Source organism: Betaproteobacteria bacterium, from assembly GCA_016720925.1.
GTDB lineage: Bacteria > Pseudomonadota > Gammaproteobacteria > Burkholderiales > Usitatibacteraceae > UKL13-2.
In genome coordinates, this window is record JADKJR010000012.1 from 68857 (window position 1) to 93862 (window position 25006).

General features: G+C 57.2%; 22 protein-coding genes and 1 tRNA gene. 13 read left to right on the forward strand and 10 right to left on the reverse strand.

Going from position 1 to position 25006, the window contains the following annotated elements:
• The first annotated feature begins 153 nt into the window (after positions 1-153).
• A complete protein-coding gene (locus IPP88_16240; GenBank protein ID MBL0124198.1) occupies positions 154-1284 on the forward strand; it encodes a YihY family inner membrane protein in 1131 nt (376 codons plus the stop codon).
• Here IPP88_16240 and IPP88_16245 read toward each other — a convergent pair.
• A complete protein-coding gene (locus IPP88_16245) occupies positions 1266-2534 on the reverse strand; it encodes a hypothetical protein (protein MBL0124199.1) in 1269 nt (422 codons plus the stop codon). The two genes, IPP88_16240 and IPP88_16245, sit on opposite strands and share 19 nt — an antisense overlap.
• 13 nt (positions 2535-2547) lie before the next feature.
• Positions 2548-2844 (reverse strand): hypothetical protein, encoded by a 297-nt coding sequence (locus IPP88_16250; GenBank protein MBL0124200.1) that lies wholly within the window; start codon positions 2842-2844, stop codon positions 2548-2550.
• A gap of 97 nt (positions 2845-2941) precedes the next feature.
• On the opposite strand from IPP88_16250, the gene IPP88_16255 reads away from it, so the two are divergent.
• A complete protein-coding gene (locus IPP88_16255; protein ID MBL0124201.1) occupies positions 2942-3421 on the forward strand; it encodes a TlpA family protein disulfide reductase in 480 nt (159 codons plus the stop codon).
• 96 nt (positions 3422-3517) lie between these two features.
• Here IPP88_16255 and IPP88_16260 read toward each other — a convergent pair whose 3' ends face one another.
• Positions 3518-5272 (reverse strand): proline--tRNA ligase, encoded by a 1755-nt coding sequence (locus IPP88_16260; GenBank protein ID MBL0124202.1) that lies wholly within the window; start codon positions 5270-5272, stop codon positions 3518-3520.
• Between the two features lie 136 nt (positions 5273-5408).
• Here IPP88_16260 and IPP88_16265 point away from each other — a divergent pair, with 136 nt between their 5' ends.
• A complete protein-coding gene (locus IPP88_16265; protein MBL0124203.1) occupies positions 5409-6011 on the forward strand; it encodes an RNA pyrophosphohydrolase in 603 nt (200 codons plus the stop codon).
• A gap of 23 nt (positions 6012-6034) precedes the next feature.
• Here IPP88_16265 and IPP88_16270 read toward each other — a convergent pair whose 3' ends face one another.
• From IPP88_16270 to rplU, 4 genes are all read right to left on the reverse strand, one after another.
• Positions 6035-7141 (reverse strand): glutamate 5-kinase, encoded by a 1107-nt coding sequence (locus IPP88_16270; protein ID MBL0124204.1) that lies wholly within the window; start codon positions 7139-7141, stop codon positions 6035-6037.
• A gap of 5 nt (positions 7142-7146) precedes the next feature.
• Positions 7147-8196 (reverse strand): GTPase ObgE, encoded by a 1050-nt coding sequence (obgE, locus tag IPP88_16275; protein ID MBL0124205.1) that lies wholly within the window; start codon positions 8194-8196, stop codon positions 7147-7149.
• A 114-nt stretch (positions 8197-8310) separates the two neighbouring features.
• Complete coding sequence (gene rpmA / locus IPP88_16280) at positions 8311-8568, reverse strand: 50S ribosomal protein L27 (protein ID MBL0124206.1); 258 nt, start codon at positions 8566-8568, stop codon at positions 8311-8313.
• A 23-nt stretch (positions 8569-8591) separates the two neighbouring features.
• The gene (gene rplU, locus IPP88_16285) at positions 8592-8906 is read right to left on the reverse strand and encodes a 50S ribosomal protein L21 (GenBank protein MBL0124207.1); all 315 of its coding nucleotides are present in this window, start codon (positions 8904-8906) and stop codon (positions 8592-8594) included.
• A gap of 158 nt (positions 8907-9064) precedes the next feature.
• On the opposite strand from rplU, the gene IPP88_16290 reads away from it, so the two are divergent.
• The 4 genes from IPP88_16290 to IPP88_16305 all read left to right on the forward strand — a co-directional run bounded on the left by IPP88_16290 (position 9065) and on the right by IPP88_16305 (position 13828).
• Positions 9065-10054: a polyprenyl synthetase family protein gene (locus IPP88_16290; protein ID MBL0124208.1), complete on the forward strand. Its 990-nt coding sequence runs from the start codon at positions 9065-9067 to the stop codon at positions 10052-10054.
• Between the two features lie 15 nt (positions 10055-10069).
• Positions 10070-10146, forward strand: a tRNA-Pro gene (locus IPP88_16295).
• 611 nt (positions 10147-10757) lie between these two features.
• A complete protein-coding gene (locus IPP88_16300) occupies positions 10758-12386 on the forward strand; it encodes a sensor histidine kinase (GenBank protein ID MBL0124209.1) in 1629 nt (542 codons plus the stop codon).
• On the forward strand, positions 12383-13828 hold the full coding sequence (locus IPP88_16305) for a sigma-54-dependent Fis family transcriptional regulator (protein MBL0124210.1): 1446 nt from the start codon (positions 12383-12385) through the stop codon (positions 13826-13828). Before IPP88_16300 ends, IPP88_16305 begins: the two co-directional genes overlap by 4 nt.
• A gap of 172 nt (positions 13829-14000) precedes the next feature.
• Here IPP88_16305 and IPP88_16310 read toward each other — a convergent pair whose 3' ends face one another.
• A complete protein-coding gene (locus IPP88_16310; GenBank protein MBL0124211.1) occupies positions 14001-16127 on the reverse strand; it encodes a hypothetical protein in 2127 nt (708 codons plus the stop codon).
• A gap of 107 nt (positions 16128-16234) precedes the next feature.
• Here IPP88_16310 and IPP88_16315 point away from each other — a divergent pair, with 107 nt between their 5' ends.
• The 6 genes from IPP88_16315 to IPP88_16340 all read left to right on the forward strand — a co-directional run bounded on the left by IPP88_16315 (position 16235) and on the right by IPP88_16340 (position 23555).
• The gene (locus IPP88_16315; protein MBL0124212.1) at positions 16235-16426 is read left to right on the forward strand and encodes a hypothetical protein; all 192 of its coding nucleotides are present in this window, start codon (positions 16235-16237) and stop codon (positions 16424-16426) included.
• A gap of 309 nt (positions 16427-16735) precedes the next feature.
• A complete protein-coding gene (hutH, locus tag IPP88_16320) occupies positions 16736-18274 on the forward strand; it encodes a histidine ammonia-lyase (protein ID MBL0124213.1) in 1539 nt (512 codons plus the stop codon).
• A 2-nt stretch (positions 18275-18276) separates the two neighbouring features.
• Positions 18277-19650 (forward strand): formimidoylglutamate deiminase, encoded by a 1374-nt coding sequence (locus IPP88_16325; protein MBL0124214.1) that lies wholly within the window; start codon positions 18277-18279, stop codon positions 19648-19650.
• 7 nt (positions 19651-19657) lie between these two features.
• On the forward strand, positions 19658-20881 hold the full coding sequence (locus IPP88_16330) for an imidazolonepropionase (protein ID MBL0124215.1): 1224 nt from the start codon (positions 19658-19660) through the stop codon (positions 20879-20881).
• On the forward strand, positions 20874-21689 hold the full coding sequence (hutG, locus tag IPP88_16335) for an N-formylglutamate deformylase (GenBank protein ID MBL0124216.1): 816 nt from the start codon (positions 20874-20876) through the stop codon (positions 21687-21689). The genes IPP88_16330 and hutG overlap by 8 nt, the downstream gene beginning before the upstream one ends.
• Before the next feature lie 12 nt (positions 21690-21701).
• On the forward strand, positions 21702-23555 hold the full coding sequence (locus IPP88_16340; protein MBL0124217.1) for a type II/IV secretion system protein: 1854 nt from the start codon (positions 21702-21704) through the stop codon (positions 23553-23555).
• Between the two features lie 88 nt (positions 23556-23643).
• Here the strand turns inward: IPP88_16340 and folA are convergent, their stop codons facing one another.
• Both folA and IPP88_16350 read right to left on the reverse strand, forming a co-directional pair.
• On the reverse strand, positions 23644-24141 hold the full coding sequence (gene folA, locus IPP88_16345; GenBank protein MBL0124218.1) for a type 3 dihydrofolate reductase: 498 nt from the start codon (positions 24139-24141) through the stop codon (positions 23644-23646).
• Entirely contained in the window at positions 24141-24968 is an 828-nt protein-coding gene (locus IPP88_16350; GenBank protein MBL0124219.1) for a thymidylate synthase, read from the reverse strand. Before IPP88_16350 ends, folA begins: the two co-directional genes overlap by 1 nt.
• Between the last annotated feature and the right edge of the window lie 38 nt (positions 24969-25006).

Below are 25006 nucleotides of genomic sequence, written 5' to 3' on the forward strand. Positions count from 1 at the left end.
CAGGCAAATGCGAAAAAGTTGAGGCAGCTGGCCTCCATGCTTGATATCGTGGTTGACCGGTGATTTCAAGATCGTAACCCGCAGGATTGTTCGACATCGACTGCTGCCGGTATTATACGAATCGCGAACTGGCCTCAATGGAAAAATCTCAGGATGAAGTTTCTCGATCAGTTGTGGGCTTACATTCGCTTTGTGGCGAATCGCTTCGTGAAGGATCGCTGCCTGATGGTGGCGGGAAGTCTTACCTATACATCTTTGTTGGCGATTGTGCCAACGTTTACAGTCACGCTTGTTCTGACTTCGCATGTCGCCGTCATTCGGAATCTTATTTTGCAGGTGAAGACCTTCGCATTGGAGAATCTGTTGCCTGATGTCGGCGCGAGAGCGGTAACGGTTTACATGGAGCAGTTCTCGCAGAACGCCGCAAAGCTGACAATCATCGGTCTGGTGATCATCGTGGCTACGGCGGTGGCATTGATGTTCACGATCGACACGGAGTTCAATTACATCTGGCGCGCAAGGCGCCGCCGCACGTGGTGGAAACGACTGGCCGCATATCTTGCTGTACTTGCCGTCGGGCCCCTGTTGATCGGCGCAAGCCTGACGCTCACATCCTATTTCGTGCATTGGTCGCGAAAACTGGGTGGCGTTCTGCCGTCCCTTGATGACTGGCTGCTGCAGTTGATTCCATTCCTGCTTTCCACGCTCGCGCTGGCAATCGCATACTGCGTCATGCCGGCGCGCCATGTGCCGATACGGCATGCAGTCGCCGGCGGCGTTATTGCGGGCCTGCTGTTTGAGATCGTCAAGCATTTGTTTGTCGTGTACATCATGCGCGTGGCCACCTATAGCGTCGTGTACGGTGCGTTCGCGAGTGTGCCGATCTTTCTCCTTTGGCTATTTTGTTGCTGGATAGTAGTACTGATTGGCGCCGAATTGACGGCGACATTTTCGTATTTCGGACATGTCAATGCGAAGGCGATACAACCAGACCCGAGCGTGCAATCCTGCGTCGATGCGGGCAGGCTGCTCGATGCGCTGGCAGAGAGCGAGGCAGGGCAGGGCTTGGCGGCGTTACGCGCCAGGGCGCCCATGCCAATCGATGTCGCCGAGGACCTGCTGCGCGCCATGTGCGATGCAAGTTTGGTGGAGGTTGACAAGCGCGGCCGCTACCGACTTGTTCATCCGCGCGAGTCGATTCGGGACGACGATGCGCGGCGCGCGATTCTGAATCTGTGTCAAGCCCGTGACAATGTCGCGGCGGCTCAGGAAGCCTGGAACTGAAACATTTCGAACCGGCTGGTACGTTCTATCAGGGTGGTCGCCCGCACGCGGACCAGCTTGCCTTGGGCATCAAGCTCGAATTCTCGCAGGTCGGAAAATGTTTCGGCGGTGGTGAGTACGGTGTCACTTTGCGCGTCCGGCATCAGCGGGAATAGCATTAATGCGGGCGCTGGCTTTCCGGAGGATCCAATGGTCGGTTCGATCGTGATGCTGATCGCCGATGGCGCAACGAGCTCAACGCCGAACTCAAGCGCGTCACCTTCAAGCAGGGTGAGCCAGCGAACGATGCCAATATTCCACGTGCGCCCGCCCATAAAACGTACGCCGATCACTTCGCCAACCGTGATGCTGACGTTGCCGACCGATTCGCGATGCATACGCAAGCCATTGGCGCTTTGATTCAACACGTGCCATCGCTCGATCCCGATCGATTGCGACGTCGAATCCTGAGGAATTTTCAATAGTGGGATCGTATCCCCGTCGCGGATCGCCTGCGCGTCGGCTTCCGGATCCTCATGCGAGGCAAGATCGGTGAAGTGGCAGATTGCCTTGATGCCGCTGCACAGCGCCACAGCCGAATCAGCGGGATTGCGACGGAATTGCCGCTTCGGTGGGTCGCCCCACAAACGAATCAGGCGCATGGTGAGGTCGGTCAGGTCATGCGTGGCGCGGCTTTTTGCGGAGGACGCGCCGGCTCCGGATTGGGCGCGATGGCGCTGCTGGATTTTTTCCACCAGCCGGCTCGGGTCAACCACGCGTAACACTTGACCCGCGGGAGGCCGTCCACCCTGAATCAGAACCTTTGGCGCTTGGTCGCTATCCAGCGCAACCACAAACAGGCGTAGTGGATTGAGTCCTTCCGCATCGGTCCGCATATCCATCAGGCCGCGATTCTGCTTCAGGATGTCGAGAACACGATCCAATTCCTGATGCATCAGCCGATACGGGTCAGTGAGCGAGGTCATCATCACATCGACATAGATGTCGAAAATCGTCGATGTCGATTCCGCGTCGGCTGTTTCGCTTAGCAACCCTTGCTCATCGGCATGGAAGTAAAGCGAGTGCATTTCTTGCCAGGCACCGACCGGCACGGGGCAATACGTCTTGTAGCTTTGCAGCATTAATTCGCGGAGGTAGTACATGGCCCTGAACAACGGCAAGGGCAGAATTTTCCTGGCGTTGAAAAAAAGTGACTTCCCGGATTTTTCCGACACCATCATCTTGTAGGCATAACCGCACTGCACCAGCAATTGGCTGGCGAGGTCAAAAGCCTCCCTTTGCTTCGGGTGGCAACGGCAGGCTGCTGGAGGAATAGACGGCCTCCAGTTCATCCAGCAGCACGGCGATGGTTGGACGGTAGATCTCCAGAAGTGCGACGCGATCCTCGCACGGCATCTTGGCGTGGTTGAGTGCCTCAAGGTTTTCGGTCAATGCGCGTGTCGACTCAATCATCTTGGTTAGAGGAAGCGACTCAACCCACGCCTTGGCCTTTTTGGGATTGACATCCACGTCGCTGGGCAAATTGCGAATCGTGGTAGGTACGGTAAGACTTAGCGCCATGAATTCCCCAGGAATTGTTGCGTTTTTTCACCACATGTGTGTCGTTACCGCAGCCGAATCGAGAATGCTATGATGATTTTTTGGCCATCACAAAGTCATGACCGTGCATATTCCAGCACTTTACCGCGTTGCCTTGAAACTTGCTTTGGTTATGCTGTGCGCCGTAGCGCTCACTGCGCGCGGTTTTGAACTCAAGGACACCGCAGGTGTTCCGCAGCGCCTCGCTGATTTGAAAGGCAAGTGGGTGGTGGTGAACTTCTGGGCAACATGGTGCGCGCCATGTGTGAAAGAAATACCCGAAATCGCAGTGTTTGCCAAAGAACAGGGAGACCGGACGCGAGTTCTGGGCATCGCCCTGGATTGGGACGACGAAAAACAGGTGACGGCCTTTGCACGCAAGATTGGTCACACCTACCCGCTGGTGTTGGGAACGGATGCGAGTGAAAGGGCATTTGGCCGAATGAAGGGCCTGCCGACAACGATTGTCTACGATCCCAATGGACAGGTGGCCTACCGAAAGACCGGGACGGTCACGCGGGAACTGCTTTCGCGAATCGTCAAGGGCGAGAAGATCTAACTCGCGAAAAATAGAAAACTCCAGCACTGGTGAGGCTCTCAAGGCTTTTTTCTCTCAATCGCCGCGCCAGTGCTTGAGTTTCAATGTTTCGTCGAGTCAGCGGATCGCGAGCTTCTCCATGAGGAGGGACACGACGTTGGTCAATGGCACGACAGTGGCTTTGTCGTGGCGCCGATGCTGGTATTCGACGTTTCCTTCCTTCAAACCGCGATCACCAATTGTCACGCGATGCGGGACGCCAATCAGCTCCCAATCCGCGAACATCACACCTGGCCGTTCACCGCGATCGTCGAGCACCACATCGACGCCTGAAGCAACCAGCTCTGCATAAAGTTGCTCGGTGGCTGATTTCACCGCTTCATTGCGGTCGTATCCCAACGGACAAATCACTACCGTGAATGGCGCAATCGCATCCGGCCAGATGATGCCTTTTTCATCGTGATTCTGCTCGATCGCCGCACCCAGAAGTCGTGTCACGCCGATGCCATAGCAACCCATTTCCATCAGTTGCGGCTTGCCGTTTTCGTCGAGGAAAGTGGCCTTCATCGGCCCGGAGTAGACAGTGCCCAGATAAAACACGTGGCCGACTTCGATGCCGCGCTGAATGGCGAGTATTCCTTGACCGTCCGGCGACGGATTGCCCGCCACAACGTTGCGTATATCGGCAATTTGCTCCGCCGTGGGCGCGGGCAAATCGCGACCCCAGTTGATGCCCGTGAAATGGAAGTCTTCTTCGTTGGCGCCGGAGACAAAATCGCTCATGTTGGCAACCGTGCGGTCAACCACCAAGCGGACTGGTTTTTTCAAACCAATCGGGCCGAGGTAGCCGGGCTTACAGCCAAAGTGCTCGACGATTTCGCCCTCTGTCGCGAAGCGAAAGCCTTTGTCGAGACCGGATACTTTGCTTGCCTTGATTTCGTTCAGCTCGTGGTCGCCGCGCAGCAGTAGCAGCCAAACATCTGCGGGGATCGGAATGCCTTTGTCGTCGATCTTGTCACAGGCCAGGACAATCGATTTCACCGTCTGCGCCAAGGGCAGTTTGAGAAACTCGGCGACATCTTCGCATTTGGCCTTGCCCGGTGTCGGCACCTTTGCCATTGACTGCGTTGGCGCTGCCCGCGAAGTAATCAAGGGCAGGGCTTCGGCCAGTTCGATGTTTGCGGCGTAATCGGACTGCGGACAATAGGCAATCGCGTCCTCACCGGTATCGGCAATGACCTGGAACTCGTGCGAACGTGAGCCGCCGATTGCGCCAGTGTCGGCCTTGACCGCCCGGAAAGTCAGCCCCATGCGCGTAAAGATGCGCTGGTAGGCAGCGTACATCGTGTCGTAGCTATTGCCAGCGCTTGCGGCGTCGCGATCGAACGAGTATGCGTCCTTCATGGTGAATTCGCGCCCACGCATCACGCCGAAACGCGGACGGCGCTCGTCGCGAAATTTTGTCTGGATATGATAAAAATTGACCGGTAGCTGGCGATAACTCTTGATCTCATTGCGCGCGATGTCGGTTATCGCTTCTTCCGAGGTCGGCTGCACGATGAAATCGCGCCCGTGGCGGTCTTTGACGCGCATCAACTCGGGGCCGTATTTTTGCCAGCGATTGGTTTCCATCCACAGCTCAGCGGGTTGAATGACAGGCATCAGCAATTCCACCGCGCCCGCGGCATTCATTTCCTCACGGATGATGTTTTCGATCTTTCGGATCGATCGAAGGCCCATTGGCATGTAGGTATAGATGCCGGCGGCGAGCTTCTTGATCATGCCGGCACGCAACATCAATTGCTGCGATGCCACATCGGCATCTGCCGGGGCTTCACGCAAGGTCGAAAGGAAGAAATTTGATAAGCGCATGATTTATTGTGACTTTTCAAGTATATGCTGACCAGCAAAAGCTGTCATTTTACACGCCGGTGGAACTCTTGACCCTGTTCACCTCTCTCAAATTGTGAAAGAATCGCCTTAACTATAGATTTGAAAGGGCACGGCCATGATTGACCGAGATGGTTATCGCCCGAACGTCGCTATCGTGCTTTGCAATGCAAAGAACGAGGTGTTTTGGGGAAAGCGCATCAAGGAGCACGCGTGGCAGTTTCCGCAAGGTGGCATCAAGATGGGGGAAAGCCCGGAAGACGCCATGTTTCGGGAACTGGAGGAAGAAACCGGATTGCGTCGTGAGCACGTCAGAATTCTGGGCCGAACCAGAAGCTGGCTTCACTACAGTGTGCCGACACACTGGGTGAAACGTGAGTGGCGCGGAACATACAAGGGCCAGAAGCAAATCTGGTACCTGCTGAAACTGGTCGGGCGTGATCATGATATCCGCCTGCGCGCGAGTTCACATCCGGAGTTTGACGCTTGGCGGTGGCACGATTACTGGGTACCGCTCGACAACGTAATTGAATTCAAACGCGATGTGTATAAAGAGGCGCTGCATCAGCTGGTGCGCTACCTTGAGCCTCTGCCGCGCCATGGCACACAGTCCATGCGACATACCCGGCACCGCCCAAACGAGACCGAAATTCATGTCGAGTCTGTTTCCCTGTCGGTGGAAATATTGCACCGTAGTTCGCACGCAGCGGAGTCTGACTAGATCGCGCTACCGAACGGCGGCGGCTAAAGCAGCACCAGGTTGTCGCGGTGAATCAATTCCGGCTCGGCGATATAGCCGAGCAACGTTTCGATTTCTGATGTCGGCTTGCGCACGAGTTTCTGCGCTTCGGCAGAGGAATAATTCACCAGCCCACGTGCGATTTCGCGCCTTGCGGTATCCAGGCAACTGACGACCTCGCCGCGTTCAAAGACCCCTTCAACTGCGGTGACGCCGATGGGTAACAAGCTCTTTCCACTTTGTAACAGCGCCCGCCCGGCCCCAGCATCGAGATGCAATTTGCCGCTGGTTTTGACATGCCCGGCAAGCCAAGTTTTCCTTGCCTGTAGACCGCTTGTCTCCGAAAACAGGCGCGTGCCGATGCGTTCTCCCTGCTGCAAGCGCAGCAACACATCTAGCTCTCGTCCGTAGGCGATGATAGTGTGGCTACCCGACAGTGCGGCTTTCTTGGCCGCAAGAACTTTGGTCAGCATCCCGCCACGACCCAGCAAGGACCCGCTTCCACCCGCCATCGCTTCCAATGAGGCGTCGGTCGCTTTTGCCTCGTGCAGCAGCCGAGCGTTCGGTTCACGGCGCGGATCCGCTGTATAAAGCCCCTGCTGATCGGTAAGAATCACCAGATGATCGGCGTCGATGAGGTTCGCCACCAGCGCTGCCAGCGTGTCGTTGTCGCCAAACTTGATTTCATCGGTGACGACAGTGTCGTTTTCATTGATGACCGGTACCACATGCAGCGATAGCAAAGTGGTGAGCGTCGAGCGTGCATTCAGGTAACGCTTGCGGTCGGCCAGGTCATCGTGAGTCAGCAGGATCTGGGCTGTGGCGACACCATGTTGGCGAAACGCAGACTCGTATACCTGCACCAGTCCCATTTGTCCGACCGCGGCAGCGGCCTGCAGCTGATTAACCTCATGTGGACGCGCTTTCCAGCCGAGGCGTTGCATACCTTCGGCGATAGCCCCGGACGACACCAGCACGACTTCCACGCCGCGCGCGCGCAAGGTCGTAATCTGTGAGACCCATTGCTTGATCAATTCGTGGTCGACGCCCACGCCGTTGTTCGTGATGAGCGTCGAGCCGATCTTGACAACAATGCGTTTGGCGTCACGCATGATTTTCAGATATCGGTGGCGGGCGGCTCAACGGCCGTTGCCGCACGTGTTGCGTCCAGATGATCCATGATGGCGAAAGTCAGCTCCTTGCAGCCATCAGCCTTCATGGCGGAAATGGAAAAGGTCGGACCCTTCCACTTCAGTCCTTTGATGATCGCCTTGACGCGCTCTTCCGCCTCGGCCGGCTCGAGCAGGTCAATCTTGTTGAATACCAGCCAACGCGGCTTTTCGTAGAGAGACTGATCGTATTTTTTCAGTTCGCCTGTGAGCGCTTTGATCTCTTTGACCGGCTCGACAGCGGGGTCGAACGGGGCAATATCAACGAGATGCAACAGGAGATGCGTGCGTTGCAAGTGTTTGAGGAACTGATGACCCAAGCCGGCGCCTTCGGCAGCACCTTCGATCAGTCCGGGAACGTCGGCGATCACGAAACTGCGATTGTCGCTGACCCGAACGACACCAAGATTTGGGTGCAGCGTCGTGAATGGATAGTCCGCCACCTTTGGCCTTGCGGCTGAGACGGAACGAATGAATGTCGATTTTCCAGCGTTCGGCATACCCAACAAGCCGACGTCGGCCAGCACCTTCAGTTCGAAATGAATGTCCTTCGACTCACCCGCTTCACCCGGTGTGAACTTGCGTGGCGCGCGATTGGTCGAGCTTTTGAAATGCAGATTGCCCATCCCGCCGCGGCCGCCTTGGGCAACCAGTACCTGTTCGCCGTCGTGGGTCAAGTCGGCGATCGGGCGATCCGCCGTCAAATCCTTGATGATCGTGCCCACGGGCACCCGCAGGAACACGTCGTCCGCGCCGCGCCCGGTGCAACCCGCGCCGCGCCCGCCGTCGCCGTGTTTGGCGCGGAAGATGCGCGCAAACCGGTAGTCGACAAGTGTATTGATATCTTTGTCGGCAACCACATAAATGTTCCCGCCTCGGCCGCCGTCGCCACCATCCGGACCGCCCTTGGGGATGTGTTTCTCGCGGCGCATGGAAGCAGAGCCGTTTCCGCCTTTACCGGCGTGGACTTCGATGCGTGCTTCGTCAATAAATTTCATGGATTTTCTTGTGGCGTTTCGACCGCATGCCCGAAAGGCGCGGCACAAATTCGTCGTGCAAACAAAGGGCCCCGAAGATTGCTCTTCGGGGCCCTTAGCGTGAGGCCTTTACGCTTATACCGCCTGAATGATGACGGTACGTACCTTCTTGGCGCCTTTGACCGCAAACTGGACCTTGCCATCCTTGAGTGCGAACAGGGTGTGATCCTTGCCCATGCCAACGTTATCGCCGGCGTGAAACTGGGTGCCGCGCTGACGAACGATGATGGAACCAGCCGGGATCAATTCGCCGCCAAACGCCTTTACGCCAAGGCGTTTTGACTCCGAGTCGCGACCGTTGCGTGAACTGCCGCCTGCTTTTTTATGTGCCATGAGTTATCTCCTTTTAGCCGGGCTCAATTGCCAACGATTTCGCCGATTTGAATCTCGGTGAAATTTTGACGATGGCCTTGATGCTTCTGGTAATGCTTGCGACGGCGCATTTTGAAAATAGTCACTTTGTCGTGACGACCCTGGGAGACGACGGTAGCGTTGACAAGCGCGCCGGCCACGAGAGGTTTGCCGATGGTCACGGCATCGCCGTTACCCACCATCAACACCTGATCGAGCACGATTTGCGAGCCCACGTCTGCCGGTATCTGTTCTACTTTAATTTTTTCGCCAGCTTGGACGCGATACTGCTTCCCGCCGGTTTTTATGACCGCATACATGGTTGAACTCCAAAAATTATCGAATGATTTCCGTCGAGATCCGACAGAACCCGCTATGATACGGGCTTTTCCGGCGCCAGTCAAACCCGCTCGGCAAGAATTTTCTTGTTGAAACATGGGTTTACTTCGCCTTCCGGCATGAGCTACCCAGTGTTCCAATGAATTCGTCACCCAATTCAATCAGCCTCGATAAAATTCGCGCGGTAATAGCCGAAGACCTGACTTCGGTTGACGGCGTAATACGTGAGCGCCTTGCCTCACAAGTCGTCCTGATCAACCAGATTTCCCATTACATTGTTGGATCCGGCGGCAAACGGCTTCGACCGGCGCTGGTGGTCATAGCCGGCAATCATTTTGGCGCGGCGCGGGCACATTGTCATGACCTGGCGGCGATTATCGAATTCATCCACACGGCCACGTTGTTGCATGACGACGTAGTGGACGAATCTGACCTTCGCCGCGGTCGCAAGACAGCCAACTCGCAGTTTGGGAATGCGGCTGCCGTCCTCGTCGGTGATTTCCTGTATTCACGGGCTTTCCAGATGATGGTGGCGATCGGCTCAGTCAGAGTGATGGAAGTCCTGGCGGAAGCGACTAACGTCATCGCCGAGGGCGAAGTTTTGCAGCTATTGAACATCCATGATCCGGAAACCGACGAGGAAAAGTACCTGCGCGTGGTCCGCTACAAAACGGCGAAGCTGTTTGAAGCTGCCTGCCGTGTCGGCGCGATACTTGGCAATGCTTCCACGGAAGACGAAGCGGCCATTGCCAGTTACGGCATGCATTTGGGAACGGCATTCCAGTTGATAGACGACGTGCTCGACTATTCGGGAGAGATAGGGGAGACCGGCAAAAACATCGGAGACGATCTGGCCGAAGGCAAGCCTACCCTGCCACTGATTTACGCATTGAAGCATGGCAGCGAATTGGAGCGGGCGGCGATCCGTCGCGCCATCGAACATGGGGGGCGCGAGGAAATGTCTGTCGTGGCGTCTGCCATTCAATCGACCGGCGCGCTGATGTATACGCGTGAGCAAGCGCAGCGTGAGGCGCGTGCGGCGGAAGTGGCCATTGCCCACCTGACGGATTCCGTTTATCGGGACGCTCTGCTACAATTATGCGTCTTCGCGGTTCAACGAAAGTACTGAACATTCAGCAACAAACGGGGTGTAGCTTAGCCTGGTAGAGCGCTACGTTCGGGACGTAGAGGCCGGAGGTTCGAATCCTCTCACCCCGACCATATTTGGTTCATGAAAAACCGGCAAATGCCGGTTTTTTATTTCCCGTCAGCGATGCGCATTTGTGCTTTCCCTACGGCGGTTTTTCCGAGGGGCAAGGCCATGTACCGCCACTTCAAGCTTGCCTGGCGTGCGTCGAAATGGAAACCGGCGCTTCTGGGTTGCATCGCAATGGCTCGATCAGGGTCGTGCGCCTGGTTATTTTCCGGAACGTGGCGCACTGAATCGTGTCATCCGACATCACCTCTTCATGCGGTGAAATAGCCCGGACTGCGTTACGATTGCATCGTTACCGTCACATTTGGGGCCGAGCCTTAGAAAATTATGGGAAAGATACTGTTTTTCTTAGTGGTTGCGGCCGTGGGCTGGCTGCTCCTAAAGGGCCTGCTGAAAAAGCCGGGTAACGACGGGAAGCAGGACGGGCCACCAAACCAATCCGAGCAAATGGTGAGGTGCGATCTGTGCGGAGTGTTCATGCCGGAATCCGACAGTGCGCAACTGGATGGCAAGCGAACCTGCCGGACGCCACAACGATGCATGCACCGCCAGTCCGCGTGAAAATTGGCGGCATTGTCGTCGCATGCTGAATAGCAGCGAGCACCCCGCCCCGACCATGTCTGACGGAGGTGGCGCGTCCGCCGGCGCACCTCGATCAGTAGATTCCGTATGGAGTTCGCTCACCACTTTTTGTGTGTACCGGGTGGTGATCGCAGTCATCCTGATGGTCTCTGTTTGGGGCTTCCAGCGCTATCAGTTGTGGATCGCTGCCTCACCCGCTCTGGCGCTGTGGTCGCTTGGACTCTATTTGCCGGCGGCTGTCGGCTTGCTGGGACTAGCCCGCCTTCGATTGCCCCGCGCCGCGCTGCATCTGACGGCGCAGGTCGTTATTGACGTCGTCAGCATGACACTGCTGATGCATGCCACGGGTGGCGTCAAGAGCGGGATTGGATTGTTGCTGCTGGTGACGCTTGCCGCCTCGGGATTGGTGGCGCGCGGGCGAATCGCGTATTTTCATGCGGCGATCGCCGCGTTGGCGATATTGCTGGAGCAATCGTGGCAATTCTTGTCGCTGGACTCCGCGGCAGCCGATTTTTTGCAAACCGGACTGCTGGCGGGCAGCTATTTCCTGATTGCCGGCCTGGGTTATACACTTGCCAAATATGCGCGCGGGGCAGAACTGATCGCCGAAGAGCGAAGTGTGGACCTTGCCAATCTCGCCCAAATCAACGAGCTCGTGATACGGGACATGCAGGATGGATTCGTCGTGGTGGATGAAAAGGGCTTGATTCGCCAACACAATCGCCAAAGTGAAGCCGTGATTGGCGGTCTGAAATACTCAGGCAGCCGGACTCTGGCCGAAGCCTCGCCAGCACTTGCAAACCTGCTGGAGGAGTGGCGGCGCGACCCGGAACGCATTTTTTCCATGATGCGCGATCAGAAAACGCAAAAGGACTATCAGGTTCGTTTTGTCGCGATCGGCAATGCCTTGCCCGCGCCGACCGTCGTTTTCATTGAGGACGCGAGTCGCATCCGCGCCCAGGCACAACAGATGAAACTGGTCGCGCTGGGAAGGTTAACGGCAAGTATCGCGCATGAAATCCGCAATCCTCTTTCCAGCATCAATCATGCGGCCGAATTACTGCATGAAGACAGTGAGCAAAGCAGCCGCCGCAAGGAGGATTTACGTTTGCTGGCGATCATTCGCGACAATGCCCACCGGCTGGATCGCATGGTTGAGGAAGTGCTTTATCTCAATCGCCGCGATCGTGCCCATCCGAAGCCCATCGATGCACGCATCTATCTTGACCAATTTGTTCATGACTTCTGCGCCAACGAAAAGCTCGAACCCGACGTCATTGACCTGACCATCCATACGCAAGTGCATCCGGTATTCGATCGCAGCCACCTTGATCAGGTGTTGTGGAATCTGGTGCGAAATGCGGTTCACCATGGCAGCGGCCGGACGGGAAGCACAAAGATCTCGCTACGGCCGGGCACGCTGCCCGATACATTGGTGCTCGATGTTGTTGACGACGGGCCGGGCGTGTCCAGCGAAGCGTTGCAACATTTGTTCGAACCATTTTTTACCACCGATAGCCGGGGTACGGGGTTGGGGCTGTATATTGCCAGGGAACTGGCCGACGTCAATGGTGCAAGGCTAGAATGCATCGTTGCGGAAAGACCGCCAAATTCGGGCGCATGTTTTCGCCTGATCATGACCGGGAGCAATTTAGCCAAATGACGACCAAACACGTCCTGATCGTTGATGACGAGGCCGACATCCGCGAACTGCTGGTGCTCACGCTGATGCGCATGGGTATCGAGGCGGAGGCAGCCCGAGACTGCAAGGAGGCCTATGCACGCCTGAAGGAACGGCCTTTTGATCTGTGCCTGACAGACATGCGCTTGCCAGACGGTGACGGCCTTGGCGTGCTCGCGCATATTGCCGAGAACTATGGCAATACGCCGGTCGCGGTCATCACCGCCTATGGCAGCACGGACAACGCCGTGTCCGCGCTGAAGGCGGGTGCCTTTGACTATATTTCTAAGCCCATTCAGCTCAAGCAACTACGCGAGGTCATCACCTCCGCATTGAATTTGCCGAAGGCGGTTTCGGATCGCGGCGATCGTAGCCGCCGCAATACAGCCAGCGAGAGACGTTCGACCACCGGTGCAATGGCTTCTGATACCGCATTACCCGCCAGCGGTAGCGGTATTCCGGCACCCGGATCTGGCCCGCGTCTGCTCGGTGAGTCGGCGCCGATTCAGCGCGCCCGCGACATGATTGCCAAGCTTGCGCGCAGTCAGGCGCCGGTCTACATCGCCGGCGAATCCGGTACCGGCAAGGAAGTGGCCGCACGTCTGATCCATTCCGGCTCCGCGCGCCGCGATGCGGCGTTCGTTGCCGTCAATTGTGGCGCCATTCCCGAGAACTTGATGGAGAGTGAGTTCTTTGGTTATCGAAAGGGCGCATTCACCGGAGCGGACGCGGACAAGGATGGTTTCCTGCACGCGGCCGACGGCGGCACCCTGTTTCTTGACGAGGTCGGCGACTTGCCACTGGCGATGCAGGTCAAACTGCTGCGTGTGATTCAGGAAAAAAAGGTCCGCAAGGTCGGCGACACGGCTGAACTGCCAGTGGATTTTCGGATCATCTCGGCCACGCACAAAAACCTTGCGGAGAAAGTGGCGGCGGGAGAATTTCGGCAGGACCTGTTCTATCGGCTAAACGTCATTGAACTCAAGATGCCCAGCCTGCGCGAAATTCCGGAAGACATTCCCTTGCTGGTCAAACTCGTGCTTGAGCGCATCGCGCAGCAATCGGGCGTCGCATTGCCCGAACTCGGTGAAGATGCAATGCGTGCGCTGAAAGGCTACGACTATCCCGGCAACGTTCGCGAACTTGAAAACATTCTCGAGCGCTCGATGGCGCTTTGCGATGGCAAGCTGATTCGTGAAAGCGATCTGTACCTGACCGAGGAATCGTCAACGCCGGGAAGTGCGGCATCGGTGCAGGCGGGTGAGCGCACGTTGCCCTTGCATGAATACCTCGACCAGATCGAGCGCGAACAAATACTGAAGGCGCTGGAATTGACGCGCTTTAACAAAACTGCGGCGGCGAAGGTGCTGGGCATTACTTTTCGCAGCCTTCGCTATCGACTGGATCGGCTGGGAATTGAGTGATGGGGTGCGTGGAGCCGCCTGTGAAGGCGGAAAACTCCAAGTCTGGCGCGCCTTGCGGACGTAAAATGGCTGTAAAAGCGCGCCAGTGCTTGTGTTTTTGTTTCTTGTATTGCGGTCTGCCGACTTCCCCGTAGCCGGACATTTCAACAAGCGACCTTGTTCCTTGAGAACTCTATTGCGGGCCACTATTTGCTGGTCGTCCGGCGGATTTGGGGTCCATCTGCTGCATGCGTTCTGCCTTGGTCTTTGGTCCAAGCTTCCAGCCCAGACGCTCGGCGGTTGCCTGGTGGATTCTACCTTCAGCGGTCAGGGTTCCATTTTCGATAAGCAGTGTTCGGGTCGGATTATTTTTTGGCAAGGCCAGCCATTCTTCATATTCCTGCTGGCTCATTTCCTTGGTTGGCTGCACATGAGTGTTTTCCCGGATCACCTCATGTTTTTCGTATCCACGCCTGAGGCCGTTAACCAGGTAATCGAAGCGAGCGTTGCTTCTTCCCGACTGAGTTTCCTGAACGATGATGCGGCTGGGCGTTTTTTCTGGAACAAAAAGGCCGTTGGATTCATCCAGAGCGGTAATCTGCACCGTTAAACCCTGTTCCGCGGCAACCAGAACAAAATGCGCCGGCAGATTGATTTCTGCCCTGCCATCTTTCAGTTGACCGCTGCCGCGCACATAAACGCCGTTTTCGCCGCCTTCAAGTGAGACGTAGACGATTTCTTTGGACGGGTCTGTTGGGTGAGGTTGGATGAAGCTCTTTGATGTGGCTGAAAGGGTGCCAGCTATATGGACATTGCCAACAAAATAGCCGGCGTAGGCATTTGTTCCAGATGCATTGCCATAAACCCCTCTCCCATAGTTTCCTGATGATGAGAAGAAGCCGCCGTAATGTATAGCGTCGCTCAAGTCTGACGCATGCCCAAGCACGCCTATACCTTCGTTTCCAGTCGCTCTACCAGATACACCATTTCCACTAGAGCCAGACGAAATTCCATGTACGCCATCTCCATTGGAACCGGTAGAAGCGCCTTCAACACCAGTACTAGAAGCGAGAAAATATCCTCCCATGAAACCTCCCTCACCGTAGACACCAATACCAGTGCTTCCTGAAGCCTTACCTCTGACACCATTTCCAGCATTGCCCGTCGCTTCCCCATGCACACCTTCCCCAGTATTCCCTTTCGCCAGAAAATAGCCGCCGTAGTTTTTGGAATCCGCCGTATTTGTGGCATCGCCATACACGCCCGTTCCATAAATACCGGAGGCCGTACTATAGACACCCCTGCCGTGGTCACCCAAGCCCTCGCCATAGATACCTGTTCCATAGTCGCCGGCAGCGGAACCGCTCAACCCTCTGCCCGTAGTATTGGGGTTCGTTGCCGCAATCGTGCCCGTGCTAGGGAGATTCGCATTTAGTGCCAAAGGCAACGCTATCTTGGCTGCTGTGACTGCGGAATCTGCTAACGCCGAGGTTCCCACTGCGCCTGCACCGATCTTTGCTGAAGTGATGGCCGCCGTGGCAATCTGCGTGCTACCTATCGCACCGGCACTAATCTTGGCTGCATTGACGGCACCATCAGCGATCTGGGAACTGCCAACGGCGCCATTGGCAAGCTTGGCTGCGGTGATCGCGCCATCGGCAATCTGGGCGTTGACAATCGCACCGGACGCTATTTTGGTTGCGGTGACGGCGCCGTCGGCGATATGCGTGCTGCCGACCGCGCCGGTACTGATTTTTGCCGAATTGATCGATCCGTCGGCAATCTGCGTACCACCGACGGCTCCATCGGCAATATCCCTGAAAGTAATGCCCTGATCCTGGATCTTTGCGCTGGTGATAGCCCCATCGGCAATAGACGCAGTCTGGATGGATCCAGCAGCCACGGAATTGGCGGCCTCCGCCCTGAAAGCATAGGGCGCGCTGAGCAGCTTCTGGCGTGGGGTCATTTCCGCGTCCGCGCCGACCTTGATGCCGAGATAGTAGTCAACCGCAAAATTCAGTGGTGGCAGTGCCGTGCCCACATTCAATTCGGTAGTGAAGAACCCTTCACTGACACTGACAGCCTGAGTGGAACTCCATAGGGCAGCCCCGCCGGATGCCGTGGGGTAGAGAGAGAAAACGACACTTACATTTGCCGCGACGCCGCTGCCGACGGGAACCTTGTTTGAATCAGTCAAATAGCCCTGATAGTTGATGGCAGTGGGAATGGCGGCAACCGGCGAAGAGGTGCAAAGCACCAAAGCGAGAAACAGCGCCGGAACAGATATGGAAGAACGAAGAGCACATGAGATTTTTGACATGGATCTTGCCTCATATATGTGATGGACCTTTATATTTATAGACCCTTGGTGGAAGAGTCTGTTGACTGCCGTCAAACCCCTTTCATGTTTGAAACGCGGCAATTCGATTGTGCGTACGACGCCACACGACGATTGCCGGTTGCTCGGCGAGGCAGCGGTCGAGTGCCGCGAACGTACAGGGCGATGTTCACGGCGCCGCGGATGAAGCGCTGTTCGCGGAAATCAGTTGCACGACCAGTCACACGTTCGCGTTGGGCAGCAAGTGTGTTCAGGCGCTGTTTGAAGTTGCGCCGGGATAAAGGTGGTGTAACGGTGGTGTAAAGATGGTGCGCGCGATGGCGGGACAGTTGCATCTGCGTAGGCTGACGATGGTTAGCAAAAAACGATATGACGCAGGTGCATTATCTCCGCAAGCTAGGAATGAAACTCCAAGCCTGGCGCGCCTTTCGGGCGTTTTTTGGCCAAAAAGGCGCGCCAGCGCTTGAGTTTTGTACGAAGAATCCAATATTGGCGCTTGACGAAACCTTCCGATCGCGCCCAAAGGCCCGGCCCGCACGTATTCACGCAATTCGCTGCGCTCTACCCGTGGTTTACAGGATAATTCATCAATGAAAAATACATTTCGCATTGTTCCCGGAAAGCTCACGTTGGCGTGGTTGCGCCAGGCTCGCGACGGCCACCATCGATTTGAGCTTGAAGATGCGGCGTGGGGTGACATTCGCGCGGGTGCCGCAACCGTCGAGCGCATCGTGGCCAGGGGCAAACCCGCTTACGGCATCAACACCGGCTTCGGCAAACTGGCCAACACCCACATACCGACCGATCAACTGGAAGCGCTCCAGCGCAATCTCGTCCTCTCGCACAGCGCGGGTGTGGGCGAGCCGCTGCCGGACCGGGTGGTCAGGCTCATCCTCATTCTCAAAATTGCCAGCCTCGCCCGCGGGCGTTCGGGTGTGCGGCCCCTCATCATTGAGTCACTGCTGAGACTGCTCAATGCGGACGTCTATCCAATAATTCCCACCAAAGGTTCAGTGGGTGCGTCAGGCGATCTGGCGCCCCTCGCACATATGTCCGCCTTGCTGCTCGGACTGGGCGAAGCGCGGGTGGGAGGCAAGCGCCTGCCGGCCAACGATGCACTGATCGCGGCGGGCCTTTCGCCGATTACACTCGCACCGAAAGAAGGCCTGGCGCTGTTGAATGGTACGCAGGTCTCCACCGCGCTCGCCATTCACGGCCTGTTCCAGATTGAAAATGTGTTTGCCGCGGCCATGGTGGCCGGGGCGATGAGTGTTGATGCCGCCATGGGCAGCGACACGCCATTCGACGCGCGTATTCACGAATTGCGCGGCCAGCCGGGGCAAATTCTCACCGCAGCCATCTATCGGTTGCTGCTCGAAGGTAGCGGCATCCGCGATTCACATCTGGTGGGCGACGACAAGGTGCAGGATCCGTATTCGCTGCGCTGTCAGCCGCAGGTGATGGGGGCGTGCCACGACGTGATGCGCAATGCCGCACGCACGCTGGAGATCGAAGCCAACGGCGTCACCGATAATCCTTTGGTGTTTCCGGATTCCGGCGAGGTTTTGTCCGGCGGAAACTTTCATGCCGAGCCGGTGGCGATCGCGGCCGACACGCTGGCGATTGCGGTGGCGGAGATCGGTGCGCTGTCCGAACGGCGCATGGCACTGCTGGTTGATCCGGGCTTGTCCGGGTTGCCGCCGTTCCTGGTGAAAGAGAGCGGATTGAATTCCGGCTACATGATGGCGCAGGTCACTGCGGCCGCGCTGGCGAGCGAGAACAAGTCGCTGGCGCATCCGGCATCAGTCGATTCGCTGCCGACGTCGGCCAATCAGGAAGACCATGTCAGCATGGCAACGTTTGCCGCACGCCGCTTGGGCGAGATGGCGGAGAATTCAACCGGCGTGGTGGCAATTGAATTGCTGGCCGCAGTGCAGGGTATCGATCTGCGATTGCCGTTGAAGACGTCACCGGTGCTGCAACGCGCGCATGCGAAAGTGCGCGACAAGGTACCGTTCTACGATCACGACCGGCTGTTGGCGCCGGATATCGAAGCGGCATCGACGCTGATACGCCACGGTGTTTTCAACGAGATGGTTGAAGGCCTTTTCAGTTCGGCCGGCGCATGACCATCACCAGCCTGTTCGCCGCTGATGCGTTGCTGCCTGAGGGTTGGCGGAAGGATGTGCGGATCGAGATCGAAGATGGCTTTATCCAGTCGGTGACCAGCAGCGCGTCCTCAACTGGCGCAGAACGAGTGAGCGGCGCATTGATACCGGGAATGAGCAATGTCCATTCGCATGCTTTCCAGCGTGCCATGGCGGGCCTTACCGAGCGTTCCGGACCCGGCGGCGACAATTTCTGGGCGTGGCGCGATTTGATGTATCGGTTTCTGGAACGCATCACGCCGGAAGACAACGAGGCCATCGCCACCCAGTTGTACATCGAAATGCTGAAGTCCGGGTACACCAGCGTCGCCGAGTTTCACTATCTGCATCACGATGAACATGGTCACGCCTACGCGGATTCGGCGGAAATGTCGCGGCGAATCCTGTGGGCGGCAAATAGCGCGCACATCGGGCTGACAATGCTGCCGGTCTTCTATGCGCATGCCACATTCGGCGGCGTGGCGCCCAATGCCGGGCAGAAGCGATTTGTGCAGGACATCGATGCATTCAATGTCCTGGTCGACAAGCTCAGTGGATTTCAGACTGGCAGCGACCTGTTGAGGCGCGTTGGGATTGCGCCGCATTCGCTGCGAGCAGTGACGCCGCAACAACTGAATCTCATCGTCGCCCACCTCGATTCGGTCGATGCTGCCGCGCCGATTCATATCCATGCGGCGGAACAATTGAAGGAAGTGAACGATTGCCTGGCGTGGAGCCACAAGCGCCCTGTCGCCTGGTTGCTTGACAACATGCCGCTTAGTGATCGATGGTGCCTGGTACATGCCACGCATCTTGATGATGACGAGACCTTCCGGCTGGCAAAGAGTGGTGCCGTCGCCGGGCTGTGCCCGACCACCGAAGCGAATCTGGGCGATGGTATTTTCAACGCGCCGGATTATTTCCTGGAGAGTGGCTACTGGGCGATAGGCGGCGACAGCAATGTTGGCGTGGACCCTTTCCGCGAACTTGCCGTGATCGAATACGCGCAACGATTGAAAAGCGCACGCCGCAATATTTTGAATACACCGGGACTGGCTTCTATTGGTGGTGGCTTGTACCGGCAGGCGTTGGTGGGCGGCGCGAAAGCGCTCGGCCAGCGGGTCGGGGCAATTGCCGCACGATGCTTTGCTGATCTGGTGGTGATGAATGGCGATGATGCGGCGCTGGTCGAGCACGAAGGGGATGCATTGCTGGACGCTGCCATTTTCGGTCCATCGCGACAGCCGGTACGCGATGTGATGGTGGGTGGCGCGTGGGTGGTGCGCGAGGGGCGGCATCTGCAAGAACAGCCGGCAATGTCTCGATACCGGGCGACGCTCAGGCGGCTATTAAATTGATTTTCTGATGCCCGCCAACACTGTCTCCCGTCTCTGGACCAATGCCCGCATTGCCACCATGCAAGGTAGCGACCTGGGCCTGATCGAACACGCGGGGATTGCCGCGAGAGGCGAAACGATTTACTGGGTGGGGCCAATGGACGCCTTGCCGCCCGGCATGAAACCCGACGAGCAACACAACTGTGCCGGCGCATTGATCACGCCGGGCTTGATCGATTGCCACACGCATCTGGTTTTTGCCGGCAACCGCGCTCACGAGTTTGAGATGCGCCTCAATGGCGCGAGTTACGAAGACATTGCACGGGCAGGTGGCGGCATCTTTTCCACTGTGCGACGCACGCGTGAAGCGGACGAAGCGGAACTGCTGAGGCAAAGTGAGCCGCGCATTCACGCAATGATGAATGAGGGCGTGACGACGATCGAAATAAAGTCGGGTTACGGACTCAATATCGAGACGGAACTGAAAATGCTGCGCGTGGCGCGGCGCCTGGGCGAGAGACATGCGGTCACGGTAAAGACCACGTTTCTCGGCGCACACGTGGTACCGCCGGAGTTTGACGGGCGCGCGAATGCGTATGTCGATTGGATATGCGACGAGATGCTGCCCGCCATCGTCGCGGAGGGCCTTGCTGATGCGGTCGATGCCTTCTGCGAAAACATCGGTTTTACGCAGGCACAAACCCGGAGAATCCTCGACGCCGCGCGCAGGCGCAATTTGCCGGTGAAACTGCATGCCGAGCAATTGTCAAATCAGCACGGTGCGTCGCTCGGGGCGGAATTTGGCGCGTTGTCGGCGGACCACCTTGAGTACCTTGATGAACGCGGGGTCAAGGCGATGTCGGACAATGACACTGTCGCCGTGCTGTTGCCGGGCGCATTTTATTTCCTGCGCGAGACACAGTTGCCGCCAATTGCAGCATTGCGCGCGCACCGGGTTCCGATCGCAATCGCGAGCGACCTCAATCCCGGTACGTCGCCGATTGTTTCCTTGCTCGCCAACATGCATCTGGCAGCGACCTTGTTTCGACTGACACCGGGCGAAGTGCTGCGTGGCGTCACAGTCAATGCATCAAAGGCGTTGGGACTTCAAAAGGATCGAGGTGCCTTGGCGGCAGGGTTGCGCGCGGACTTTTGCGTGTGGAATATCAGCGAACCCGCCGAGCTTTGCTACTGGATGGGCGGCATCAGGCCAAGGCAAGTAATCGTCGGTGGAAAGGCGCGCGATGGCTGATTTGTGGAAGCTGATTCGCGGCGATAGTCCCGTCATTGTCAATGTGCCGCATGCGGGAATAGAGCTGCCGGCCGAGTGGTCAACACGCATCACTGACGCGGCGCGGCGTATGCCGGATACCGATTGGCACGTTGAAAAACTTTATCGATTTGCACCCTTGGTCGAGGCAACACTGATGTGGGCGACATATTCGCGCATCGTCGTTGATCTCAATCGCGATCCCTCCGGCGTCGCGCTTTATCCCGGCGCCTCCAATACCGAAGTCTGTCCGGCCAGCACCTTTCACGATGAACCCATTTACCGGGAGGGCATGGCGCCCGGTACGACCGAGATCGCCGAGCGGGTCGCGCAATACTGGCAACCGTATCACGTGCAGCTTTCCGCTGAAATCGAGCGCATCAAGGCGAGACATGGATACTGCATTCTGCTGGACGCGCATTCCATTGTCAGCGAGGCACCGCGTTTCTTTTCGGGACGCCTGCCGGATTTGAATCTGGGTACCGCTGACGGGTCAAGTTGCGATCCTGCGCTTGCCGACGCAGCCTTTGCGGTATTGACCGGCGCGCGCGGATTCACGGCGGTACATAATGGGCGCTTCAAGGGCGGCTATATCACCCGGCACCATGGCCGGCCCGTCGAAGGTATGCATGCACTGCAATTGGAGATGGCGCAATCGTGTTACATGGATGAAAATCATCCTGCCGAATACCACCCGGATCGCGCCGCGCCGCTATTGAATGTTTTGCAAATGCTGATACAAACGTTGCTCGCATGGCGTCCAGAGCTTGGCGAACCGCCCAAAAAATAGGAACATTGCGCAATGGCCTCTCCGTCAACATCCTCAACACCTTCAGCGCCCGCCAAGTCGGCCATTGCTGTCCCGGTACTGGTACCGGTTCGTCGCAACCGTACGGAGCGTCGCATTACTGTTCCGGAACTGATGACCGCGCTGCTGGAGGATGCTTTCATTTCTCAGGACGACCACGACCGCGTACTCAAGGCGTGGCGTACCTCGGGGTCGGACTCGCACCCGCTGACCGTGCTGGCGGACGCGAAAATAAAATCGCTGAAGCCGCCGCACCGGGCGCTGGACATCGAGAAGCTCACCGAGTGGGTGGCCGGGCGAGTCGAGATGACATACTTCCATATCGATCCCCTCAAGATCGACATGCGAGCCGTTACCGAAGTGATGTCCTCGGACTATGCCTCCAAACGTAATATTCTGCCGGTGGAAGCGCGCGGCCGCGACGTGGTCATCGCCACCTGTGAGCCTTACCTGACGGCCTGGCAGCGCGAACTGGGCGACATGCTGAAGTACAACATCCAGGTGGTGCTGGCGAGTCCGCTGGATATCAGCCGCTACGTGGGTGAGTTCTACAATTTGTCGCGCTCGGTGAAGCGTGCCGAAAAGTCTGATAACGGCATGCCGAAGGTCAACGATTTCGAGCAACTTGTTGAGCTCGGCAAGGCGGGCCGTGCGCTCGATGCCAATGACCACCACATCGTCACGCTGGTGGACTGGCTGTGGCAATACGCGTTCGATCAACGCGCCTCCGATATTCATCTTGAGCCGCGCCGCGATTCTGCGACGGTGCGCTTCCGCATTGATGGCGTGCTGCATCAGGTCTATCAGGTGCCCGCCACCGTGGCCAACGCGATGACGTCGCGTATCAAGATCCTGGGTCGCATGGACGTGGTGGAAAAGCGCCGCCCGCAGGATGGCCGCATCAAGACGCGCATGCCCGATGGCGAGGAAATCGAATTGCGCTTGTCCACGTTGCCTACCGCATTTGGCGAAAAACTGGTGATGCGTATTTTCGATCCCGATGTGCTGGTGCGGGATTTTTCCGAGCTGTGTTTTTCGACCGAGGATTACGAAAAGTGGCAGGCGCTAATCGCCAATCCAGGCGGTATTGTGCTGGTCACAGGTCCTACCGGTTCCGGCAAGACCACCACGCTGTATTCGACGCTGAAACAACTGGCGACACCCGAAGTCAATGTCTGCACGATTGAAGACCCGATCGAGATGATTGAACCGAGCCTGAACCAGATTCAGGTGCAGCCACAGCTCGATTTCGGGTTTGCCGAAGGCGTACGCGCGTTGATGCGTCAGGATCCGGACATCATCATGGTCGGCGAAATTCGCGATCTGGAGACCGCGGAAATGGCGATCCAGTCGGCGTTGACGGGCCATCTCGTGCTTTCGACATTGCATACCAACGATGCGCCCACGGTCGTCACGCGCTTGCTTGATCTCGGCGTTCCGGCATATCTCCTGAACTCGACGCTTCTCGGCGTCATGGCGCAGCGGCTGGTGCGCACGCTTTGCCCGCATTGCAAGGAAAAAGTCCCGTTCGATAATCCCGAAAAAATCAAGATATGGCACGACACCGTGTCACCGTGGAAAGGCGATCCACCCAAGGACATTTACAAACCGGTCGGTTGCCTGGAATGCCGCAATACCGGTTATATGGGCCGCATCGGTATTTATGAAATCCTGCTCATGACGCCTGAGATCAAGCGTCTCATCGTTGCCGATGCCGACCTTGCGGCGATCACGGCCGAGGCATATAAGTCGGGCATGAAGCCGCTCAGGTTGTCAGGCGCAATGAAAGTGGCGCAGGGCATTACGACACTGGAAGAGGTATTGAAAGTGGCGCCGCCGCCGACTTGAGGCGGGCACGTGCAACAAATTGGCAAACACAAGGACTGGCGGGGCTGTTGGCGGCAAAATGCCCGAAAAGGCCCGTCAGTGCTAGAGTTTAGTGTCCTGACCTGACACGGTCCAGAATCACCCATTCCATTGCGTAGGCATTTTTTTCGTCTGACGCGCGATGCTCGCGCCAGCACTCTTGCCATGCGCCAGATTCCAGCACCGGGAAATAGGTGTCACCTTCAGTGGTTACATCGACCTCGGTGATATAGAGACGATCCGCGACAGGCAGTGCTTCGTTATATAGGGTTGCTCCGCCGATGACAAATACTTGTTCGGCTGATGTGCAACTTGCCAGCGCGGCGTCGAGGGAGCTGAAAACGTCACAGCCTTCTGCACGCCATTCCTTGTTGCGGCTCACGACGATATTGCGTCGTCCGGGTAGCGGTTTTCCGATAGATTCAAAGGTCTTGCGGCCCATGATGATGGGATGCCCGAGGGTGTGCTTCTTGAACCACGCAAAATCGGCGGGAAGGTGCCACGGCATCTTGTTGTTGATGCCAATTGCGCGATTCTTCGCCATCGCGACAATAAGATTGACCCTCATCAGACGGCGATCGGCGCTTTAATGCCGGGATGCGGGTCGTAATTTTCCAGCGAGAAGTCTTCAAACCGGAAGGCGAATAAATCCATTACCGCCGGGTTCAATCGCATCGTCGGCATAGGCCTTGGCGTACGTGACAGCTGTTCGTGGGTTTGATCGAGATGATTGAGGTAAAGATGCGCGTCGCCCAGCGTGTGAACAAAGTCTCCTGGTTTCAGGCCGCAGACCTGCGCGATCATCATCATTAGCAGCGCGTATGAAGCGATATTGAATGGCACGCCCAGGAAGATATCCGCGCTACGCTGATAGAGTTGACACGAGAGCCTGCCGTCGGCGACGTAGAACTGAAAGAAAGCGTGGCAGGGTGCCAGTGCCATCTTCGGAATGTCGGCAACGTTCCAGGCGGAGACGATCATGCGCCGCGAATCAGGATTGGTCGTGATCTGTTTGAGCACGTCGCTGATCTGGTCGATGTGTGTGCCGTCGGGGGCCGGCCACGAGCGCCACTGGTAGCCGTAAACGGGGCCGAGATTGCCTTGTACATCTGCCCACTCGTCCCAGATCGTTACGCCGTTTTCTTTCAGATAGCGGGTATTGGTCTCACCTTTCAGGAACCACAGCAGTTCATGGATGATGGAGCGAAGGTGCAGTTTCTTTGTGGTCAGGAGCGGAAAACCAGCCGAAAGATCGAAGCGCATTTGATAGCCGAAAACGGAACGTGTGCCCGTGCCCGTGCGATCGGATTTTTCCGTGCCGTGTTCGAGCACATGGCGCATCAACGACAGGTAGGCGGCATCGGCGGAATTGAAAACGGATGAGGCGGACGTCATCGGCTGGCTGGCAAGTGGTTGGTCGGTGTCGTTGCATT

What these genes read in the sequence shown, in the direction of transcription:
- IPP88_16310 (MBL0124211.1), bottom strand. Translation starts at nt 16,127, where the DNA reads ATGTCAAAAATCTCATGTGCTCTTCGTTCTTCCATATCTGTTCCGGCG.
- IPP88_16240 (MBL0124198.1), top strand. Translation starts at nt 154, where the DNA reads ATGAAGTTTCTCGATCAGTTGTGGGCTTACATTCGCTTTGTGGCGAAT.
- IPP88_16255 (MBL0124201.1), top strand. Translation starts at nt 2,942, where the DNA reads ATGACCGTGCATATTCCAGCACTTTACCGCGTTGCCTTGAAACTTGCT.
- IPP88_16330 (MBL0124215.1), top strand. Translation starts at nt 19,658, where the DNA reads ATGCCCGCCAACACTGTCTCCCGTCTCTGGACCAATGCCCGCATTGCC.
- IPP88_16305 (MBL0124210.1), top strand. Translation starts at nt 12,383, where the DNA reads ATGACGACCAAACACGTCCTGATCGTTGATGACGAGGCCGACATCCGC.
- hutH (MBL0124213.1), top strand. Translation starts at nt 16,736, where the DNA reads ATGAAAAATACATTTCGCATTGTTCCCGGAAAGCTCACGTTGGCGTGG.
- IPP88_16265 (MBL0124203.1), top strand. Translation starts at nt 5,409, where the DNA reads ATGATTGACCGAGATGGTTATCGCCCGAACGTCGCTATCGTGCTTTGC.
- IPP88_16250 (MBL0124200.1), bottom strand. Translation starts at nt 2,844, where the DNA reads ATGGCGCTAAGTCTTACCGTACCTACCACGATTCGCAATTTGCCCAGC.
- rplU (MBL0124207.1), bottom strand. Translation starts at nt 8,906, where the DNA reads ATGTATGCGGTCATAAAAACCGGCGGGAAGCAGTATCGCGTCCAAGCT.
- hutG (MBL0124216.1), top strand. Translation starts at nt 20,874, where the DNA reads ATGGCTGATTTGTGGAAGCTGATTCGCGGCGATAGTCCCGTCATTGTC.
- folA (MBL0124218.1), bottom strand. Translation starts at nt 24,141, where the DNA reads ATGAGGGTCAATCTTATTGTCGCGATGGCGAAGAATCGCGCAATTGGC.
- rpmA (MBL0124206.1), bottom strand. Translation starts at nt 8,568, where the DNA reads ATGGCACATAAAAAAGCAGGCGGCAGTTCACGCAACGGTCGCGACTCG.
- IPP88_16290 (MBL0124208.1), top strand. Translation starts at nt 9,065, where the DNA reads ATGAATTCGTCACCCAATTCAATCAGCCTCGATAAAATTCGCGCGGTA.
- obgE (MBL0124205.1), bottom strand. Translation starts at nt 8,196, where the DNA reads ATGAAATTTATTGACGAAGCACGCATCGAAGTCCACGCCGGTAAAGGC.
- IPP88_16270 (MBL0124204.1), bottom strand. Translation starts at nt 7,141, where the DNA reads ATGCGTGACGCCAAACGCATTGTTGTCAAGATCGGCTCGACGCTCATC.
- IPP88_16350 (MBL0124219.1), bottom strand. Translation starts at nt 24,968, where the DNA reads ATGACGTCCGCCTCATCCGTTTTCAATTCCGCCGATGCCGCCTACCTG.
- IPP88_16340 (MBL0124217.1), top strand. Translation starts at nt 21,702, where the DNA reads ATGGCCTCTCCGTCAACATCCTCAACACCTTCAGCGCCCGCCAAGTCG.
- IPP88_16300 (MBL0124209.1), top strand. Translation starts at nt 10,758, where the DNA reads ATGTCTGACGGAGGTGGCGCGTCCGCCGGCGCACCTCGATCAGTAGAT.
- IPP88_16260 (MBL0124202.1), bottom strand. Translation starts at nt 5,272, where the DNA reads ATGCGCTTATCAAATTTCTTCCTTTCGACCTTGCGTGAAGCCCCGGCA.